The sequence below is a fragment of the Crocinitomix catalasitica ATCC 23190 genome (genome assembly GCF_000621625.1).
In the GTDB taxonomy this organism is placed as follows: domain Bacteria; phylum Bacteroidota; class Bacteroidia; order Flavobacteriales_D; family Crocinitomicaceae; genus Crocinitomix; species Crocinitomix catalasitica.
On the sequence record NZ_JHXV01000001.1, the window covers coordinates 229,212 to 247,967 of the forward strand.

The window sequence follows — 18,756 nt, forward strand, 5'->3', positions numbered from 1 at the left end:
GATTGATTAGTCCAACGCATGATATGTGTTTGTTAAATGATGAAAATCAACAATTAAATAGAACGAAATTTTATATTAAGGATTCATTATTCTGTCGTTTTTTCAATCCCATAAATATTAACCTGCATCCCTAAAAATTCTGTTTTGAAAAGTATATCCATGCCGTTTTTTTTAGCAACACGTGCAGAATCAACATTGTTCACATCTATAATTGAAATAAAACGTTTGGTTTTGATATGCTTCATGCCAAAATGTTTCATGGTTTGGGCTAGCTCGGTAGCATATCCTTTTCCCCAGAATTTTGGTTTTATCGAATAAGCAATTTCATATTCTTGATGACCATCTATTTCTCTTGGAATGATACCTCCCAATCCAATGAGTAATCCGGTTTCCTTTTCAATGGCAGCCAAATGACCTAAGCCAAATTGCTCATAACGATTGAATTGAGCTCGAATCCAATCTCCAGCAAGGTCGGTGTTTTTTTTTGTTAAATCCATACCGAGAAAGTGTAAACGGTCATTTTCTTGGAAGAATTCAAGCCAACTTGGGATGTCATCTGCTGTGAGTTTTCTATATGTTAAGCGTTCGCTTTCTTGATTGAAATAGACCATTTTTTCGAGATCAGCTTAAAAATAATGAATTTTTCTGATTATTAAAACAGCCAATTGACCATCTGTAAAATGTTCTTGCTTAATCCAGTTTTCCATTTCGTCATATTCATTTTTAATAGTTGTAAAAGAACTTATGCCATGTGCATTTATTGATTCCATTGAGGATAAATTCCAGTTTTCATCCATTTTCACTTTTAAAATTGATCCGAGAATAGGTGGTTCTACAGGTTGATCTGAATTATAAATTTCGTAGGTTGTCTCATTGGTGCGATTCTGACTGTTGAATTTTTGAATAATTTTTTGAGCTTTATTTTTGGATTGGAAATAATTCGATTGATGTGTTATTTTAAGTCCATCTTCTTCGAAATATGCATATTTTGTAAGACTAAATTCAGAACCATCTGCGCTCCTTCTTTCTTCAATTAGTGAATCATTATCATCATAGAAATATTCGATTAAGTTTTTGCCGTTTTGATTAATTTGCTCTACGGTTTTTAATTGAAGATTGTCGTAAAAATAATTTTCAGTAAGCAAAACAGTATCATTTTCATCCATAGTCAATTGTTGAGTGATGTTGAATTTGTCGTCTCTCTCGTATAGTTTTTTTAAGGTTTTATTTTGTGTTGTTTTTACTTCTTTTATTGCATATCCAAGCTTGTTAAAAGTAATTGAGTTAGTAGAAATTGTGTCTTTTAAAAGATTGTTTTGGTCAATTCTCAGGACGAATTCGTTAATAGTTTTGATTTTGCCTTTTAATTTTTGTTTTATTAAATCTGTTGGCTGTTTTTGGTTGTTTGCAGATTGACAACCCACCATAATTAACAATACAATTGGTAGTAATTGCAGGAAATTTATTATGCGATTTAGCATGTTTTAATTCGGCTTATTTAAATGTAAATATTTAGTAAAAACTATTTCAAAGTTGATTAAAAAGCGATAAAATTAATAGGTTATTTGTCAGATTTTTAGTTAGTTGCCTACTGTCTGATGTCCACTAACCACTAACCACTAACAACTCCCTCACCCTCATCACAAACCCCTTCAAACTTTTCATTTCTTCATGTGCCAATTTTTTACCGTATTGTGCCATTAAGAAGAATGCGACGGCTAAAAATCCACAAACTACTGCAATATAAAATCCCCAAGGGTTCAGGTCGAGTTGCATTTGACTTGCTCCGAACATCAGTCCAATCAATACGCCAAAAAGTGTCAATGAATAGCCAAACATAAATAGGGTCCATACAGTTGGAGAAGGTGCCAATAAACAACGCATTTCTGTTGTGCCTTCAAATTCTGGGTCGAATGATATGTCGAGGACGGGCGACCAAAAGTGTTGCTTTGTTGGATTGATAAATATAGTAAAATGACTGTGTTTCACTTTGCCATGAAAGGCATCTGGATTGTCTTCGTTCAAGGCCGTCTTTATAGCCGCAATGATTTCTGCTTCGTTTTGCTCGAATAATAATTGAAAGCGGGGTCTAAAACTTAGGTCTGACATGAGGTTTAAGTGTTTGGGTTAAAAATAACACTTTTTTTATTGCTGAGTTTTTTGTTTTAGCGTTGTACTGATCAGCTTTCGCAATTTCGCATTTCTTTTTTTGTCCAGAATGTATACTCATATTTAACAAAAAAGCTAAGTCCATTGTTCCGATTATACCCTTTTACTTTCTTCAAGTAACCTTTTAAGTCATATGAATATTTGTATATATTCTCATTGTCAGTACCCGTAATTATTCTTCCTTTTTTATCATATGTCCAGGTGCGTTCGTCAATGTATATGAGCGACTTTTTACTATTATAAAATTTTTGCTTTGAATAAATTTTTTGGAATAGATTATTGTAGGTGTAAAATATTGTGTCACAGACTGAACTTTCAGTATATCTACAATTTATTTTTTGGACACATTTCATTTGTGAGTTATAATTAAATTTGGTTTCAAATATTAATTTATCAGCTTCGTAATGTTGTTGTAGCGAATCTAAATTTAAATGGTTGTAAAAAGTTAGATTGAGAAATGTATCGCTCGAATCAATTTCAATATTATAGGGGAGAAGCTCTTTTCTTTTTTGTTGACCTAATGAATCATAAGAAAATAAAATTGTGTCATTTGAATACATGCGTAGTGCAACAATCCTTTCATGGCAATCAAATTTATGATAAGAATAAAGTGTTTTATTTTCTGAAAATTTATCAGTAGTAGGAATCTGCCAAACTGTCTCCGTTTTAATTCTTTCGGTCTTTTTATTTTCTAAGAGCTGTAAATGCAGAAACTCTTGAGTATATATTGAAAGAGAATAAAGCTGGGTTAGCAGGAGTATCACTGAGCCTTTTAAAAAAAACTTATTATTCCTTGTCATAACTACATTGTTTCGAGAAGATATTTACATAAGTGCAACATCATTCTTTTAATTATGCTGTCCATAAATATCCTTTCCAATAACTTATCATTCTCCTTTCAGTTTGTGTCAATATGAAGGGTTTTCTTCCACAAATATGTGGGAATTATATAATATCTTTTTATTTATCTAATTATCCAAGATTTCTACAATTTCAAATTACCTAACAATTGAATTGTGCAGGGGATTATCCATTTATCATTCTTATCGACACGGTTTTTAGGACTTTTTTCTTGTAAGTATTTATTCCTCCACGCTGAGTAATCGAATTTTAAAAATGTTCTCACTTTTCATTTCCATGTACATCTCCATCAAATTACTCTCTTCTTTCTCATTGTCCATTAGCATTTCAATGGTAATATTGATATCAGCGCCGACATAAATTCTTTCATTTAAATCAAAATAATAAGTTGCTTCACCTATAGTTGAGTTTTTATAATCACCTTTTAATTGAGTTGGAATTTCCATTTCTGATACATCAATTGTTCCTTTCAATACAGCACATTCGCGGCTCTCGAATTGTTCTATTCCAATAAATTCAAGTGTGTTAAAACCTTCGGAAATCAATCGGGTGCCATTTGCGTTAAAAGGCATGTCTAAAGGAATTTCAGCCTTGTCACCTTGGTCTAATACTTCATTTGGCAAAGGCAAAATCATTTTAAACATATTGTCTTCAGCGTCTCTATGAAACAAGCCATCCTCCTGCATATTGGTAATGAGTTGTAATGGGGCTTGTGTAACCATAGGTGAACTGATATTTCCTTCTAAATCAGTATCTGTACTCGTCATTTCAATGTCGACTAGACTTAAATCTGCTAAGTTGTCATCCTTTGTAACAATCGTTAAGTTTCCAATTGCTGTCATATGAATCGATTTTTCAGGTCTGTCACGATCCATTTTATTCCAACTATTCACCGTTTGCGTATACGCATAATTGATTGTTTTGGGTTGACTAAAATCCCATGAAAATTCTGTTCCATTACCGCTTTTATTATTGGTGTCTTGCCCACAAGCCGCAAGCGCTAAAACTAATAATGTGTAAAAATATTTTTTCATGTTGCAAATGTTTTTTAAGGTTGATTTTGGTCTAAGTATCTATCCCAAGCAATTCCGTCTGGTTCGATTGGGGTCAATTGTGTTTTATTAATATTTCCATCAAATTCGTTCGAGAGAATTGTATTATTATTGGTGCGTAATCTGACTCTTAGTTTGGTTTTAAAATCACCATTATATTTTGGTATACCGAACATTAAATACGATGCAGGATTTAATGGATTGACACCAAAACTATTCCCACATCCACTATAAATAAAATATTCAATAGGTTGCCATTCTCCATGCTCAGTTAGTGCTTCTTGAATGACAAGTAAACGGCCATCATGATGTTCTATTCCTTGAATGATATCAGTGTTGTTCACAATGAAAACGGGTGTCTTAAGGATGCTGTCATAAGAAGGTTGATAAGGTGCTTTTGGAATTTCATTTGCCTGTTCGTCCAATTCTATTATATCTTCAAAGAAGGAGTGTCGTTCCCAATGCTTCCATTTAAAACACTGTTTTGAATCAACAATTAGCAATAAATCGTTTGCTGAAGAATAGCTCGAATCAGGTACGTTTCTAGATTTAAAAGGAAACATTTTTTCGAAGTCAATTATTGACTCTGCTGAAATGATTAAGGGATAAGTTCGAGATTCAATTTGATGGATCGTATCAATCCTTTCGCCACTATCAGAAAATCCTATAAGTTGTGGTGTTTTGAAACTTAGATCTTCAAAAACGGACTCATTTTTATCCTCAGTTTGGCAACCTGCTAGAATAATGATGAGGATGAATCCGAATATGGAGATAGGGGAGGGCATTTTGTTTTGTGAGGGCTTTGTATTTGATATTAATTTTTGAAGGTAATTATTTTCGATACTTTAAAAAAATAAGACAAGAAATAATAGTCAAGATTAGGATGGATATTGCTCCCCAGAAAATTAGTAATAACCATAAATGAACATTATGAAATCCGGCAGCGAATATTTTTAAGAGAGACTCAGCAGAGAAGAATAGGATGGTTGTCAAGATGATAAATGACAAGAAATGGAGTGTTATGATTTTAGTTTTGGACAAGGTATATTTTGAAGTGTTTAATAACCAGAAAAGTTTCGTGATAAAAATTTAAGCTAAACCCATGTGTTTTATTGTCAGTTTGTTAAGTTGAGTCAAATATAATATTTCCTGTTTAATTGAGGAAGTTTGTCGAGGAATTATTTGTAAAAACAAGAAGGGCTAATAGTTTGTGTGCGTTTTTATTATTCATACGAATTGTATTCGTTTTTGTCCGCATTTTTTTGTTTAAAATATGCAACAAACATGAGGGATAGGGGGAAGAATAAAATGATGAAGATCCATTTCAACACCTTTAATATTACCGTCATTTTTTAGGTTTTTTATGCTTCAAATATCATTATTCACAGGTCCAAACGGTTGTTCCAGATGACGACGCTTCGAGGTCGATCGCCTCATTCTCGTCACAAACCTCACGTACTTCAACGGTTTCATTGCCTGCAACGCCTCCAATTGTCTTTGTACATGTCTGACAATTATCTTTGCATGAACTCATGGCAAGGATCGCAATTGTAATGAAGAATAGATATTTCATATTAGATAAACGATTTTAACGATAGCATATTGTTATTCTGTCACGACCATAAAACTTTAATTATTAAAGTACTTAAGGTCTTTCATTTCGAATTGATTTAATCTTTTTTATAAACCATTAATTTTAAAGATTTGTCATCATCTTCCAATACTAAAATCTTATAATTCTTCCAGGTCAATGTCTGTTGTTTTTTGTCTGACTGATCCGTTGAAGTAAACGAAATTGTTTCCTGCGCATCACCTGCTGAAAGTAAAATGGAATAGGTATTAAATGCCGCTTCTTGATTACCTTCTATATCTTCTGACCATTCTCCTATGCATTGCTCATATTGCAAACTAAAGTTTTCTATAATCGCTATTTGCCCAAGATCAATGAAAAAAGCTTTTTCAAATGCTAATTTTTCCACAACCAAAGCTACTTCCGATTTATTCACTTTTAAATGAAAGGCATATTGTTTAAACGCTTTGGGGTAATTGATTATTTGTTTATCGCTTGAGTCGGCAGCATACCATAGATGGGTTGCATATTTATTGTCGACTTCAATCACGTTCAAGGCTAACTGAATATGTGGTGACTGATTATTGACTGGTTTTGATTGAATGAATAAATTCGTAGGTTCGATGGATAAAGTCTCAAAGTACGAAATTGGATTTTTCCCGGTTTTTAAAGAGATGGTCATTGTATTGTTTTTCATATCCTTTTTTGATTGTGCATGACCAGGTATTTGTATGAATACAAATAGAAAAATCAATAGTTTTATTTCAATTATTCTCATGTCACAATTAGATTAAAAAAGTCGATCAAGTTTGAATGTAGCCATAAAAATGAACATTCCTGCTCCTGTCAATAAATGAAGGCAAAAACCAATATAGTTAATGCACTCGTCCTTAATATTGGAAACACATGAAATACTCTTGGTAAGTTGAACATAAAATTGGATTTATATTACCGCGTAGTTACTTGTTATTACTTTCAATTAATGTGATGAGCTTAGTACTGAGTTGACTATCTTCCTTAAATTGAGGTGTAAGGTGCTTTTTGTTTGATTTAGTTATTGGCAAATTTAATTAGAGCAGTTATATCTCCTTGGTCAGCTTTTCGTAGCGCAACTATGTATTTTTTTCTAGTGTCATCTGCTTCAACCATATTTGATTGATTCCAAGTAAATATCTCTAACCCAAAAATGGACTCCATTACAATATCAGCTAATATTCTTGAATGTCGTCCATTCCCATTTGGGAAACAATGAATCGCTACAATCCTATGTTTAAATCTTATGGAAATTTCTTCTGGTGAAAAAGTTTTGTTATCTATCCAATATTTTACGTCATCAATGAGTGTCTTTAATTCAATGCTAATTTGTGTCCAATCAATGCCAATATTTTTATTAGATTTTCTAAATTGCCCTGCCCATTTCCATACATCGCCAAACATTTTTTTGTGTAAATCCTTTACAAAGTTTTCAGTTAATATTCTTTCACGTTTTAATTTGGAGTGAATGGTCCATTCTACAGCTTTTTCAATATTTAATTGTTCAAATTCATCTAATTCTCCTAGAGTAGATATTGACTTTATCTTGAGGCCTTCTTTTTCTTCTTCATCTAAAGGTGTTTGACCTTCCTTATATTCTAATTTTAATCCCATAGTGACTTTCTCATTTCTCTTTTTATTTCACTTGCTAAGTCTTTTATTGTTTCATTAATTTTTTCGTCTCCAATTCCTTGGTCCTCTAATTTCATGTTTTGATTGGTCCTTAATACTATTTTCTTGGCTAATTTTTCAGCCTTGGCGTTTATTAAATTGTCTATAGTTCCTTCTTTTGGAACAAATCCATAGACAAACTGCATATCCAATGCCTGTCCAACATCCTTTAATTTATTCATGGTTATCTGACCTGTAGCTTCACGTTCCTCAATTTTTTGTATCGCTCCTTTTGTTAAACCTAGTTTGCTTCCTAATTGTTCCCTTGTCATATTTAGAGTGGTCCTAATGGTATTAACCCATCCTTTTTGTGGGACCAGAACCTTTCCAGCATCTTTAAAATGAATCAGTTTGTGGTCCAGTTGTTCTATGAGTAGTTTTTTTTTGTTTCTCATTTCTTGAATTTTTGATACATATACATATGTATTTTAATATAAAAATATACAAATATGTATAAATATACAAATAAAAGAATATTTATATGTATTCTTTTTAGTTTTAAATCATACAAATACGTATGCTAATATTTGTGTAAAAGATGCTGAATTAGATTGTCGGTTTGGTAGATTGATCTGCAGATATTGCTGTTTGCATTGTACAAATTGTTCAAAAATCGTTTTATTTAATCTAAAATTGAGATTATTATTGAAATTTATGGATTGAGATGATTTTGGCAGTGCCTTTAAATTTTTTACCTACATTATTCACTCCAATATAATACCACAATGTTTCTTGTGTTTTGCTATCAAGTTTGTCCCCTTTACTCCAATTATTAAAGTCAGAATATCCAACGCCTTTTTCTAATTCACCATTTGGGCATGAATACCATTTTGCAAATTCCTCGCTATTAAAAGGTCTGTCATAGATGGACGTTTTCTCCCAATTCCCATTCATCAATAAATAGGCTCCAAACTCAATAATTGTTAAGTCTTCATTTGTTGATTTAACTGTTGTTTCATAATGCCATTTGTATTTACCTCTTTTCTCAGGATCTTTTTCATTGAGTTCAGTATAAACCTGCGCGAAGCCTCTTGGGTTTTTCAATTTTAGAATATAAACGCTAGATATCCTCTTCAACTATTTACTATTAATATTCGGAGCACAATCCAAGCTCGCATTGAAGGGTTGAATGTATTTCCAAAAAGCTTTACCGGCGCTATCTTTATAATTCGATGCGTAAATTGATTCTGTATCTGGTTCGACCTTATAAATATATTCCAGTAAACTATCCGTTGCTCGTTTTCCTTTGAAACAAACAATCGCAAAATTAAGGGGCTCGTTTTCTAACGTGACATTGTAGAATGTGACTTTTGAAATGGCCGTACTATTGCTGCTTGTATATGTCGTTCCTTGACTTTTTGACTTAACGAGTTGCAGATATTCTTCGCAAGACTGGGCATGTGTAAAAATACATGTAGCAGTAAAAATTAAAATAAGAATTAGCTTTTTCATCGTCATCTTTTTTATAACTGACTATTGACGCTTTGTAACACAAAGACTTTCATTTTTATATACCAAACAAGAATCAAATAATTGATTAAACCGCTTTGTATATAAGTCGATGTTTCGTTTTGAGCGAGTTAGGGTTATTCAAATATATGTTTTTCGTATCATATTTCTAAGCCGTTCCGTACGAATTAGGAAAAACCCTGTATAGAATTAGGAAAAACCCTGTGTCAAGTATTTCTTGTTTAAAGGTTGATATTCTTGTGGTTATGGTTCGTTTATAGGTTTTTGATATTTTTATGATGCTTTCGAAACCTTTGGTATCTGGGGGGGGGGGAAGGTTGATAGGATGAATCTCCAGACCTGCTATCCGAATGTGAATTGGTTGGGGAGGTCGCTATAAATTAGCAAGAATTCTAATAAATAAGAATCATTCTAAATTTCTCAATAAGCTGTTCTTATTTTTGATAAGGTGTGAATATCATGCTTTATCATAAAGGTCTAGACCTAAATGAAAACACCGCAGGAATTTATTCGCTGCGGTGTAAATCATCAATTATGAATCAGTAAATCATTTATGTTAACCTAAGTAAAAATCTTAAGCTTACTTTTTCCAAGCAAATTTTTGGAATGGTTCATCAACTGGCGTATGCGCAGCATGGTTGGTATAATTACTCATTACTTTTTGAGCATATCCAACTAAAATATCTAAGTAATTTCTTTGCGTATATCCTGCATCAAAGAAAGTCTTCATACTTGCTTCAGAAATAACTCCTCTGTCTCTGATTACCAATAAAGTCATATTTCTCAATGCTTCTAATTTAGCTGGCAAAGCCGTATTGTTGCGTAATGCATCAATGATCTTGTCATCAACTTTCATTGTATGTGCGATTGCAGTATGTGCAGGAACACAATAGTGACATTCGTTTTCTACATTAATTGTTTGCCAAACAACTGTAATCTCTTGAGCGTTAAAAGCTGTATTTTCTGTAAATGTTTTTCCTATTGCTTTGTAAGCTTCTAATAACCCTGGAGACTCAGCCATTACACCGTGTAATTTTGGTAACATACCAAATCCTTTTACTGATGCCTCAAGCATTTCTTTTGATTCTGCTGGAGCTGATTCGATTGTGTGTACTTTAAATTGTGTCATTATTTTGGTTTTTATTTATTTGATTATTTATTATGATCTGCAATTGAATTGCAACTTTTACTTCCTTAAAATGTTTTTAAAATTTCTGCAACTGGAATGTGATCGCCGAAATCTTTTCCGTAATGTGCTTTGACAATTGTTTGATTTTCATCGATCAAAAAATCTGCTGGAATGATAGGTTTTTTCGACATGGATTTAACATTAAAAAATCCGCTTTTCATTGCTTTGAATACACTAGAGGGATTGAAAATTGTTTTCATCATACCACCATAAGAAAATTGAACACCATATTTCTTATAAATTTTAAAATCAGGATCCGCAAGTATTGTAAAAGGAGGGTTTTGCTTTCCTGCATAGTGTAAAATTTCTTCAGCAGGAGAGGCGAAAAGTGCGATTACTTTGATTCCTTTTTTCTCAAGCTCTTCATGTCCTCTAATTAATTCTTGAACCGCCATATTACAAAATGGACAAGAGGCAACTCTAAAAAAGGTGAGCAATACTTTTTGACCTTTATAATCTTTTAAATCAATTTTATTGCCTTGAATGTCTGTTCCAATAAACTGGTGTGCGGAATCTTTTGCTTTTATGTGTTTCATGCGTCTCTGCTTTTTTAATACAGGACAAATTTAGGCAGGTATTATCCATCCAGTATGGACATATCGTTCAAGCTTAAGGATATTTAATTCAAACGCTTTTTAAGGAACGAATTTGGGCGGTTTTGCCTTGAAAATCTATGTTTTAAGAAGTCGAATAGGTAGAATTTGATGTATGATACATAATGTGTTTCCCAAAATCATTTCATTTGAATCGATTGATGGCAAGCAATAAAAGATGATTTTAAGATTCGATATAAATCTGATTTGATTTTCTATATTCGGAGGGACGTTTGCCCATGATTTTAGTAAAAGTATTGCTAAATGTTGGTAAGCTATCATAACCAACCATATGGGAGATCTCCGATATGTTATAGGCCGAATTCATCAAATAATCTAAGGACTTAAAGATGCGTAATTTTGTATAATACTTAATGTATGACATACCTACATCCTTTTTAAATAGGCGATATAACGATTTATCGGTCATGCTAAACTTTGAGGCCAACTGCGGTAATAAATGTTCTTCGTCAATTTTTGCAGTTAAGTAATTGATGATATGTATCAGTCGTTCGTCTTTTGGCTGCGGTAATTCAACCGATAGAGAGGAGGAAGCCTTCTGTTTTAAAAGTAATTTAAAGGCCAAAGCAACGGTGTATTTATCTTTTTGAGTCTTGACAATGTCACCTGTCCAGCTTTTTGTGAATAGTAGCAATTCTAATAGTAGATTATTGATCGGATAGATGCCTTCTTTTTTATAAAAACCATGCGCAGTTACATTCATAGGGAAGTAAAGATTCCTCATAATCACTTTTGGTGAATTAGGATAAATAGCATGCGTAACACCCGCTGGAATCCACATATAGTGTCTGGCAGGTAAATAGTATACTCTATTTATTGTTTTTACATGAACTACGCCACCTTCGGTATATAAAAATTGTCCTTTTTGGTGACTGTGAGATTCGATAAATGTTTCCCCCATTAAGTTATGATAACAATAAATGCTTTGTGGATGCTTATCAACCTCAGTTAAATAGTACTTACTATTCATATATAATTACAATTCGAATGGCTATTGCACTAAATTAATAAAACATTGTCTGATTTAAATAAAAAGACAATGAATATCTTGCATAAATTGCTAAGCGTTTTTATATAAAACGGTACTACAAATTGTAAATCAATCTTTTAGATTCTTTTTCGCTTCTAAGAGTTTATTAAATAGATATTAAATAATTATTAAGATGGATAGAATTAAATATAGCCCTTATTTGGATATTGTTCAGACACCAGAAAAGGCAGCTTTGAATATTAAAAATAAACATGTAGTAGGTGTGAGTGGTTTTACAAAAGCAGGAGATAGTAAAACTGTTTTACCAATAGTTGCTAAAAGGGCTTTACATGAAGATTTAAAAATAACAGTATTAAGCGGTGCTTCCTTGGGGTATGATACAGATGCTGATTTGGCGAAGAATGGAGCTTTATACAAAAGGATGCCATTTCAAGCAGATCCTACCCTGAGGAAGGCCATTAATAATCATGAGGTGCTGTATGTTGATCAGCATTTAGGGCAAACTGCTGATATGCTCCAAAATATTGATACATTTAAGATTGATATTGCAATTATTGAAGCCGTTGGCATCACTAAAGAAGGTTATATTATTCCAACAACATCGGTTGGTAACTCCCCAATTTTCGCAGAAAAAGCGGATAAAATTATCATTGAAGTGAATCGTTCGTTTCCGGAAAGTCTAGCCGGTCTTCACGATGTTAAAATTCTAAAGAAACAACCCAATCGTGAAGTCATTCCTGTTTTAGATGCTTACACAAGAATAGGGGATCCGTATATAAAAATAGATCCTAAAAAAGTGGTTGCAATTGTTTATACAGAGGTTCCAGATAGTCCTGCTGTAATTTCGGCGCCAGATGAGAAAACCAAGGCTATTTCTAACCATATTCTTCGTTTTTTAGAGCAAGAAGTTGAAGAAGGCAGGTTAACAGAATCTTTATTGCCTTTGCAAGCAGGAATAGGTAAAACGGCGAATGCTATTCTATCAGGATTCAAGGATAGTAAGTTTAAAAATTTGACCATGTATTCTGAAGTACTTCAAGACAGTACGTTTGAATTAATTGATGCAGGAAAATTATTGTTTGCATCCGCATCATCAATTACTGTAACAGAGAGTTGTTCGAACAAGGTTTTTGGCAATTTTGATCAATACAAAGACAAGCTTATTTTAAGGCCTCAAAATATCAGTAATGCGGCTGAGGTTATCAGTCGTTTAGGTGTAATAGGAATTAATACGGCCATTGAATTTGATATATATGGGAATGTGAATTCAACTCATATAACAGGAACTAAAATGATGAATGGCATTGGAGGTTCTGGTGATTTTGCAAGGAATGGTTATTTGAGCATCTTTGCTTGTCCATCTATTTCTAAAGAAGGTCGAATTTCACATATTGTACCAATGGTTTCTCATACTGATCATACCGAACATGATGTTGATATTTTAGTGACAGAACAAGGACTGGCAGATATCAGAGGATTGGCACCGATCGAGCGGGCGTTACTTATTATCCAAAATTGTGTTCATCCAGATTATAAAGAACAATTGCTAGACTATTTTACTGAAGCATATAAATTGGGAGGGCATACACCACACATCTTAAACAAAGCTTTGAGTTGGCATACATTACTGCAATCAAATGGTACAATGAAAATTGAGGAATTGGAAGTGCACCAAGCTTGATGGATAATATTTAAAATCCCACAGTATAAACATGTTTTGCTGTGGGATTTTACTTTAATCAAATATTCGAATTCATTTACTAGGCCGACCTAGTTCTGCTTCGCAATTAAATCTCCAAGTATTTTTTTAAAAGTCTCTACTGGCTGTGCTCCTGTTGCAGCACTTTTTCTATCGAATACAAAAGTTGGCACAGAATTAATACCTAAACTTTTCCAATATTCTTGGTGTTTGGTCACTTCAGCTCTCGCTTCTTTATCATCTAATTTTGCCATTCCTTCTTCGGTATCCAGACCAACATCTAGCAATGCTTGTTTTAAAATATCTCTTTTGGAAACATCTTTTCTCTCACTAAAAAAAGCCGTTGTTAAACGCATTTTTAATTCGGTTTGTTTCCCAAAATCTCTTGCGTATTCGATTAAAATATGTGCGTCAAATGTGTTCACCATTCGCATTTCATCAAAATAATCAAAAGTAAAGTCAAGTTCTTTGCCAACAGCAATCATGTTTTGTTTTGACTCGTTTTGCTGTGCATCGGTAGAACCATATTTTTCATTAAGATGTTCGTTTATATTTTGACCTTCAGCTGGCATCTGCGGATTTAATTCAAATGGTTGCCATTCAATTTCTACTTGGTCTTGAATTCCAAGTTCTTCAATTGCTTTTTCAATTCTTTTATAACCAATCGTACACCATGGACAAACCACATCTGATACGATATCTATTTTTAATTTTGTCATATATTTATTTTATATTTTTTGAAGTTTTGCCAATTTTATCTTGCTAAATCATGTAATGACTTGACGATGAAACCAACAGATTTCTCCTTAAACTATTCTACTTTAAATAGACGTGTATAGTAAGGTATACTTACTTGAATTGACGATTAAAATTCTTTTTATTGATTTATAACCTTACGCTATAAAATTGATGTAAAAGTTAGGAGAGATATCTTTTACGAATAGGCGGTAGATCCTTTAAATCGAATCTAATTGGCTTTGAATATCAACTGAAATGCAGTTCCTGCTTCTTTTAATAATTCAATTTTACCATTTAGTTGTTCTGTTAAACTTACAACAACTTGCATACCGAGGCTTTCTGTTTCGTTAAAGTCGAGTTCCTTAGGGAAACCAACACCGTTGTCTGAAACAATTAAAGTAAAATGGTTTTCATCTTTAGATTTGATCAATATATTAATTTGTGCATCGTTTGGCTTATCTGGGAAAGCATGTTTAAATGCATTTGTTATTAATTCCAATGCAATCATTCCAACAATTGTAGCCGTTGCTAAAGTAGGAGTGAAGTGATCGATATCTGTGTGTATTTTAATATATGAAGTGTCAAATGTAAACGAAATGTTTACAAGTAATGAGTCTATATAAGTTTGAAAATGTACATTCTCATATTCGTCAGATGTATACAAAGCTTCATGAATTAAAGCCATTGCTTGTATTCGATTGGCTGTTTGACCCAATAGCGCAATTGATTCGGAATCCTGTGCCAAATTTTTCTGCAAATTGATTAAACTTGAAATGATTTGAAGGTTGTTTTTTACACGGTGTGTAATTTCTTTTAGGAGTAATTCCTTGACTTGGAAAGCGTCTTTTATTTTTTCTTCCGCAGCTACTCTTTGTTGAATCTCTTTATTTAGTTTATCTACGGTTTCTTCTAGTTCTGACGTTCGTGCTTTAACCAGTTGTTCTAGATTTCTATTTATATTTTTAATGCCAAATTCAGCTTGTTTCCGTTTGGATATATCGGTGTGAGAGCCGAATAATCGAACAACTTCGTCCTTTTCATTTAAGATGACGTCAGCTTTAGATTCAATCCAAATATAGGAACCATCTTTATGCCTGAAGCGGAATTCCATTTTGTATTCCATTTGAGGATTTTGCATATAATCCTCAATTCTCTTCTTAATTACATAAGTTTCATCAGGATGTAAATGGCTAATCCACGATTCGTAAGTGTTATCTAATTCGTGATCTTGGTAGCCAATTTGCGCTTTCCATATTTTTGAGAAATAAACCTCTCCAGTTTGGACATGCCAGTCCCAAATACCAATGTTAGCGGCATTGATGGCAAGTTCAAATCTTTTGTTTTCAGCGTTTTGTATTTCTGCTTGCAAGTTGTGATTTTTGTCCATGGTTATTTCTCTAAACCTAAAAATACAAATTCGTACTATACATAAACTTTAACAGTAGACATTCTTTTTAAATTTAAAAAACTGTTAAAATTGAAGTTTTGGGTGTACCAAAGATAGTCGATCTGGTTTAATTAAACTAGTCAATAGATAATTAGTTAGGGTATTGAATAAAAGACAGTTCTAAAGCAGTCTGTTGGTTTTTATCATTTTTGGAGTAAATTGCAATGAAGTTTTAATCCAAAAAAAATAATTATTTAGATCAATCTATTTAACTTTCTCATTAAATTTATATCCTATACCAAAGCTTAGCATTTCTGTAAAAACCCAATTGTTTAAAGCTAAAATTTGATTGTTTTCATCTAGATTCTTATAGAACATAATGCCAACTCCGAATTTTTGAGAAAGGTATATATTTTTTAAAATAAAAATTTCAAAAGCGATTCCAATATTGTTTTCGACCGCTAAAATTGGGCCAATTTCGTTTTCGTGTTTGATGTAGCTATAATCGAGTTCAGAAGTCGGATTCTCGACTAATTTATCAAGTGCATAATGTGTTTCAAAACGAATATGTGATTTTGTAAATTGATTGCTATAGAAAACATGAGCAACAAAAACATCCTTTAAATTAAATAGACGATATTTTAAATTTAAATCGGTACCCCAATGCTCACTTTGAGTCGTGGAGTAAAATGTCTTTTTGTAGAATACTGATTGAGGGAAATTATTTAACTTATTTATATGATATTTAACACCAATACCTATCTGTAATTTATCAAATTTATAGTTGACCAATAAGCTCTGATTCCGACCGGTGCCGACAACATTAAAATTCGATTCAATTTGAAATTGCGCAAATGTTAAATGGCAAAAGAAAATGAAGGGAAGAATTAGATAATTTTTCATAAAGTTTAAAAAATAAGTGAGGTCATTATTGTAAACACTTATTTTTTAAAAATATTTAAAGGAAGACAAAATAAATTTGTAGAATCGAATGAAATTAGTGATGTAACTTATTTCAAATCATCAATCAATAACATTAATTTCTCAATAGTAACATGTTCCATAATTACAATTTTAAACCATTTTGGTGCAGCGTGGTTGTCCGGAACCAATCCGAATTTGCTGGCGATCGCTGGTTGAACAAATTGACTGCGAATTGTGATAATATTCGACATGTCATGTCGGTAGAATTCGATGTTTAAAGCAGCCAATTGTTTGCACATCCATTCCGTTCTTTTTTGAAGGATGAATATTTTTTCTTGCCAACCAAAAGGTCCGTTTTTCACTAGAATCATCCAAACGGCTATTGCATTTGCACCCGATCGACTGCCGATTAATGTAAAATCTTCTCCTTCAACATAACTCGCTTCTTGGGTATTTACATTTTGAATCAATCCTTTTCGAATCAAGAAAATCCCTGTTCCATAAGGTGCCTGTGCCATTTTATGCGCATCTAAAGTAAAAGATGAGATGTTTTTATTCTTAAATGTAAGTCGACTTTCAGCATCTGTGAATGGATAATAGAATCCACCATACGCACCATCAATATGTAATTTAAATTCGCAAGCGAATTCGGTAAGTGGATTGGTATAAGCCTCAATATTATCCACAGAACCAAACATGGTTGTCATCATATTGCAAATTACAATGAAGTACTTTTTGCCTTTACTTTTTGCTTGTTGAATGGTTGCTTTCACTGCCGATTCTGATATGTTTCTTGTATCCTGATCAACGGCTGTTTTAAATATGTCGATTGACAAGAGGTTGGAAGCCTTATCCATCGAATAGTGACTGTCTTCACTACAGATGATACAAATCTCTTCTCTTTTAGCTGCATGATGATTTACAAAGGAGTTACGGTAAATCCAAATCGCTTGAATATTTGCTTCTGTTCCACCTGAAGCTACATAGCCATCTTGTGCACCAGTTTCACCTTGAAGGATGTCGACTGCGCAAATCTCAATCAACTCCTTTTCGAGGTCTTGTGTACCTTGAAAAAACGATTCAGACTTCCCCAATGTATGGCATCCAATATGATTCGGGTTTTGAATTAAACTCGAAATAAAAGGAGCGTCTTTGACAAATGTTGCATCTTGATTAAACACTTTATCATCGAGGTAAGAAGCTGGAATGCCTAAAATATTCTCTTCGTCATAATTTACATTGTTTTGCAATGCATTAAAAACGATTGATTTGATCTCCTCTTGTGATTTTTTTTGCCAGTGCTTATTCATAGGTGGTTGTTTTTAATCAGTCGGCAAAATTAACTATTAATAGAGGAATGATTGGATTTATGATGATGATATTTCTCATGTTTATTCGCTACTTAATAACTGGTATTGTTAAAATGTTTTCAATTGAATAATGAGCAAATATTGATAATTATAGATCGATCATGCTTTGCTGAAAATGTTGTGTTTTAATATATGTTATCGGTTAATCATTGTCTCGAATTTTATCTTTACCCCAATTTGTGGGGTTGTTGATAATGTATCGTGATATGGTTTCAAACGATTTTTTATCACGGATAATATGGTCATAAAATCGAGGCTGCCATGCAAAATCAAAACCCAACCGGTTGGCGTGTTTTGTTACGGCAGATTTGTATGAACGAATAATGGTTGATATTGAATTTGATTTGGGCGAAATATTTGCCATTGTTTTGTTTTTTTGTTCATTGATTGCGGGTTTTTGATAATATGATAGAGGCGTTGCATGCAACGCCTCTATCATATTATCCGTCGATCCGTGATTTTCTATTTCGTTTTCTATTTTATTCCCTTTCAAAATCAATACACCGTGAATATGATCTGGCATTACCACAAATTCACCCAATTTTACATTTTTTGTATGGTTTTTAATTTCGTGCCAAAACACATTGGCCAAAACACCAATATTTGATAAAACCATTTTTCCATTTATTATTTTACCAAAATAATGATCTCTGTTTTTGGTGCAAATGGTAATAAAGTACGCACCATCCCATCGATAATCCCAATTTTGCAATCGGGTAGATTCGATTCGGTATTTGTTTTGGAATTTAGTACTCATCGTTAAAACGCTTTTTTTTAATTTAACCAAATAATTGTGTTGCCGCTTACGATACATTTTTTTTACCGAACAGAACGTATTTACTCACAGTTTCCATAGAACCCTAAATTCAACTCATAGGTAATTGTATTATTTTGATCTTTTTATGCTTACGTAGTATCATGAATATAGAAATAATTCAACAAATTATGACTTGTTTTTGATGATATTTCTCATGTTTATTCGCTACTTATTGCAAAAAAAAAGCAGTTAAAAACAAAA

Annotated in this window: 21 protein-coding genes; 1 reads left to right on the forward strand and 20 read right to left on the reverse strand. The window is 32.7% G+C overall.

Annotated features, from left to right (window positions below; genetic code table 11):
* Positions 1-86 precede the first annotated feature (86 nt).
* The 15 genes from T367_RS20960 to T367_RS0101175 all read right to left on the reverse strand — a co-directional run bounded on the left by T367_RS20960 (position 87) and on the right by T367_RS0101175 (position 11,599).
* Positions 87-611 carry a GNAT family N-acetyltransferase gene (locus T367_RS20960; protein ID WP_051568263.1) on the reverse strand — a complete coding sequence of 175 codons (525 nt, stop codon included), beginning with the start codon at positions 609-611 and terminating at the stop codon, positions 87-89.
* Between the two features lie 15 nt (positions 612-626).
* On the reverse strand, positions 627-1,427 hold the full coding sequence (locus T367_RS0101110; protein WP_157454077.1) for a hypothetical protein: 801 nt from the start codon (positions 1,425-1,427) through the stop codon (positions 627-629).
* A 178-nt stretch (positions 1,428-1,605) separates the two neighbouring features.
* On the reverse strand, positions 1,606-2,109 hold the full coding sequence (locus T367_RS0101115; protein WP_027418192.1) for a hypothetical protein: 504 nt from the start codon (positions 2,107-2,109) through the stop codon (positions 1,606-1,608).
* Positions 2,110-2,180: 71 nt separating this feature from the next.
* A complete protein-coding gene (locus T367_RS0101120; protein ID WP_027418193.1) occupies positions 2,181-2,969 on the reverse strand; it encodes a hypothetical protein in 789 nt (262 codons plus the stop codon).
* Positions 2,970-3,251: 282 nt separating this feature from the next.
* Positions 3,252-4,064 carry a hypothetical protein gene (locus tag T367_RS0101125; protein ID WP_027418194.1) on the reverse strand — a complete coding sequence of 271 codons (813 nt, stop codon included), beginning with the start codon at positions 4,062-4,064 and terminating at the stop codon, positions 3,252-3,254.
* A 14-nt stretch (positions 4,065-4,078) separates the two neighbouring features.
* Positions 4,079-4,867: a hypothetical protein gene (locus T367_RS0101130; protein ID WP_027418195.1), complete on the reverse strand. Its 789-nt coding sequence runs from the start codon at positions 4,865-4,867 to the stop codon at positions 4,079-4,081.
* Positions 4,868-5,460: 593 nt separating this feature from the next.
* Positions 5,461-5,655, reverse strand: a complete 195-nt coding sequence (locus T367_RS24800) for a hypothetical protein (RefSeq protein WP_157454078.1) — start codon at positions 5,653-5,655, stop codon at positions 5,461-5,463.
* Positions 5,656-5,752: 97 nt separating this feature from the next.
* A complete protein-coding gene (locus tag T367_RS0101140) occupies positions 5,753-6,430 on the reverse strand; it encodes a hypothetical protein (RefSeq protein ID WP_027418196.1) in 678 nt (225 codons plus the stop codon).
* A 272-nt stretch (positions 6,431-6,702) separates the two neighbouring features.
* Positions 6,703-7,299, reverse strand: a complete 597-nt coding sequence (locus T367_RS0101145; RefSeq protein WP_027418197.1) for a mobile mystery protein B — start codon at positions 7,297-7,299, stop codon at positions 6,703-6,705.
* Complete coding sequence (locus tag T367_RS0101150; RefSeq protein ID WP_027418198.1) at positions 7,290-7,751, reverse strand: mobile mystery protein A; 462 nt, start codon at positions 7,749-7,751, stop codon at positions 7,290-7,292. The genes T367_RS0101145 and T367_RS0101150 overlap by 10 nt, the downstream gene beginning before the upstream one ends.
* Before the next feature lie 247 nt (positions 7,752-7,998).
* Entirely contained in the window at positions 7,999-8,400 is a 402-nt protein-coding gene (locus T367_RS0101155) for a hypothetical protein (protein WP_027418199.1), read from the reverse strand.
* A 33-nt stretch (positions 8,401-8,433) separates the two neighbouring features.
* A complete protein-coding gene (locus tag T367_RS0101160) occupies positions 8,434-8,808 on the reverse strand; it encodes a hypothetical protein (protein ID WP_027418200.1) in 375 nt (124 codons plus the stop codon).
* Positions 8,809-9,406: 598 nt separating this feature from the next.
* Positions 9,407-9,955, reverse strand: coding sequence for a carboxymuconolactone decarboxylase family protein (locus tag T367_RS0101165; RefSeq protein WP_027418201.1), 549 nt, complete (start codon positions 9,953-9,955; stop codon positions 9,407-9,409).
* A gap of 65 nt (positions 9,956-10,020) precedes the next feature.
* Positions 10,021-10,551 carry a peroxiredoxin-like family protein gene (locus tag T367_RS0101170; RefSeq protein ID WP_027418202.1) on the reverse strand — a complete coding sequence of 177 codons (531 nt, stop codon included), beginning with the start codon at positions 10,549-10,551 and terminating at the stop codon, positions 10,021-10,023.
* Positions 10,552-10,792: 241 nt separating this feature from the next.
* Positions 10,793-11,599 (reverse strand): AraC family transcriptional regulator, encoded by an 807-nt coding sequence (locus T367_RS0101175; protein ID WP_027418203.1) that lies wholly within the window; start codon positions 11,597-11,599, stop codon positions 10,793-10,795.
* A 193-nt stretch (positions 11,600-11,792) separates the two neighbouring features.
* Between T367_RS0101175 and T367_RS0101180 the strand changes: the two genes are divergently transcribed.
* Positions 11,793-13,301, forward strand: a complete 1,509-nt coding sequence (locus T367_RS0101180) for a succinate CoA transferase (protein WP_035841991.1) — start codon at positions 11,793-11,795, stop codon at positions 13,299-13,301.
* A gap of 89 nt (positions 13,302-13,390) precedes the next feature.
* On the opposite strand, the gene T367_RS0101185 is transcribed toward T367_RS0101180, so the two are convergent.
* The 5 genes from T367_RS0101185 to T367_RS0101205 form a co-directional block, all read right to left on the reverse strand.
* Positions 13,391-14,038: a DsbA family oxidoreductase gene (locus T367_RS0101185; protein ID WP_027418205.1), complete on the reverse strand. Its 648-nt coding sequence runs from the start codon at positions 14,036-14,038 to the stop codon at positions 13,391-13,393.
* Positions 14,039-14,286: 248 nt separating this feature from the next.
* Positions 14,287-15,444 (reverse strand): histidine kinase dimerization/phosphoacceptor domain -containing protein, encoded by a 1,158-nt coding sequence (locus tag T367_RS0101190; protein ID WP_027418206.1) that lies wholly within the window; start codon positions 15,442-15,444, stop codon positions 14,287-14,289.
* 264 nt (positions 15,445-15,708) lie between these two features.
* Positions 15,709-16,347 (reverse strand): hypothetical protein, encoded by a 639-nt coding sequence (locus T367_RS0101195; RefSeq protein WP_027418207.1) that lies wholly within the window; start codon positions 16,345-16,347, stop codon positions 15,709-15,711.
* A gap of 107 nt (positions 16,348-16,454) precedes the next feature.
* Entirely contained in the window at positions 16,455-17,678 is a 1,224-nt protein-coding gene (locus T367_RS0101200) for a pyridoxal phosphate-dependent decarboxylase family protein (protein ID WP_027418208.1), read from the reverse strand.
* 202 nt (positions 17,679-17,880) lie between these two features.
* Entirely contained in the window at positions 17,881-18,495 is a 615-nt protein-coding gene (locus T367_RS0101205; RefSeq protein ID WP_035841994.1) for a transposase, read from the reverse strand.
* Positions 18,496-18,756: the final 261 nt, after the last annotated feature.

Excerpts from the sequence above, each read along its gene's own strand:
- T367_RS20960 (WP_051568263.1), bottom strand. The coding sequence starts at position 611 with ATGGTCTATTTCAATCAAGAAAGCGAACGCTTAACATATAGAAAACTC.
- T367_RS0101110 (WP_157454077.1), bottom strand. The coding sequence starts at position 1,427 with ATGGTGGGTTGTCAATCTGCAAACAACCAAAAACAGCCAACAGATTTA.
- T367_RS0101115 (WP_027418192.1), bottom strand. The coding sequence starts at position 2,109 with ATGTCAGACCTAAGTTTTAGACCCCGCTTTCAATTATTATTCGAGCAA.
- T367_RS0101120 (WP_027418193.1), bottom strand. The coding sequence starts at position 2,969 with ATGACAAGGAATAATAAGTTTTTTTTAAAAGGCTCAGTGATACTCCTG.
- T367_RS0101125 (WP_027418194.1), bottom strand. The coding sequence starts at position 4,064 with ATGAAAAAATATTTTTACACATTATTAGTTTTAGCGCTTGCGGCTTGT.
- T367_RS0101130 (WP_027418195.1), bottom strand. The coding sequence starts at position 4,867 with ATGCCCTCCCCTATCTCCATATTCGGATTCATCCTCATCATTATTCTA.
- T367_RS24800 (WP_157454078.1), bottom strand. The coding sequence starts at position 5,655 with ATGAAATATCTATTCTTCATTACAATTGCGATCCTTGCCATGAGTTCA.
- T367_RS0101140 (WP_027418196.1), bottom strand. The coding sequence starts at position 6,430 with ATGAGAATAATTGAAATAAAACTATTGATTTTTCTATTTGTATTCATA.
- T367_RS0101145 (WP_027418197.1), bottom strand. The coding sequence starts at position 7,299 with ATGGGATTAAAATTAGAATATAAGGAAGGTCAAACACCTTTAGATGAA.
- T367_RS0101150 (WP_027418198.1), bottom strand. The coding sequence starts at position 7,751 with ATGAGAAACAAAAAAAAACTACTCATAGAACAACTGGACCACAAACTG.
- T367_RS0101160 (WP_027418200.1), bottom strand. The coding sequence starts at position 8,808 with ATGAAAAAGCTAATTCTTATTTTAATTTTTACTGCTACATGTATTTTT.
- T367_RS0101165 (WP_027418201.1), bottom strand. The coding sequence starts at position 9,955 with ATGACACAATTTAAAGTACACACAATCGAATCAGCTCCAGCAGAATCA.
- T367_RS0101170 (WP_027418202.1), bottom strand. The coding sequence starts at position 10,551 with ATGAAACACATAAAAGCAAAAGATTCCGCACACCAGTTTATTGGAACA.
- T367_RS0101175 (WP_027418203.1), bottom strand. The coding sequence starts at position 11,599 with ATGAATAGTAAGTACTATTTAACTGAGGTTGATAAGCATCCACAAAGC.
- T367_RS0101180 (WP_035841991.1), top strand. The coding sequence starts at position 11,793 with ATGGATAGAATTAAATATAGCCCTTATTTGGATATTGTTCAGACACCA.
- T367_RS0101185 (WP_027418205.1), bottom strand. The coding sequence starts at position 14,038 with ATGACAAAATTAAAAATAGATATCGTATCAGATGTGGTTTGTCCATGG.
- T367_RS0101190 (WP_027418206.1), bottom strand. The coding sequence starts at position 15,444 with ATGGACAAAAATCACAACTTGCAAGCAGAAATACAAAACGCTGAAAAC.
- T367_RS0101195 (WP_027418207.1), bottom strand. The coding sequence starts at position 16,347 with ATGAAAAATTATCTAATTCTTCCCTTCATTTTCTTTTGCCATTTAACA.
- T367_RS0101200 (WP_027418208.1), bottom strand. The coding sequence starts at position 17,678 with ATGAATAAGCACTGGCAAAAAAAATCACAAGAGGAGATCAAATCAATC.
- T367_RS0101205 (WP_035841994.1), bottom strand. The coding sequence starts at position 18,495 with ATGAGTACTAAATTCCAAAACAAATACCGAATCGAATCTACCCGATTG.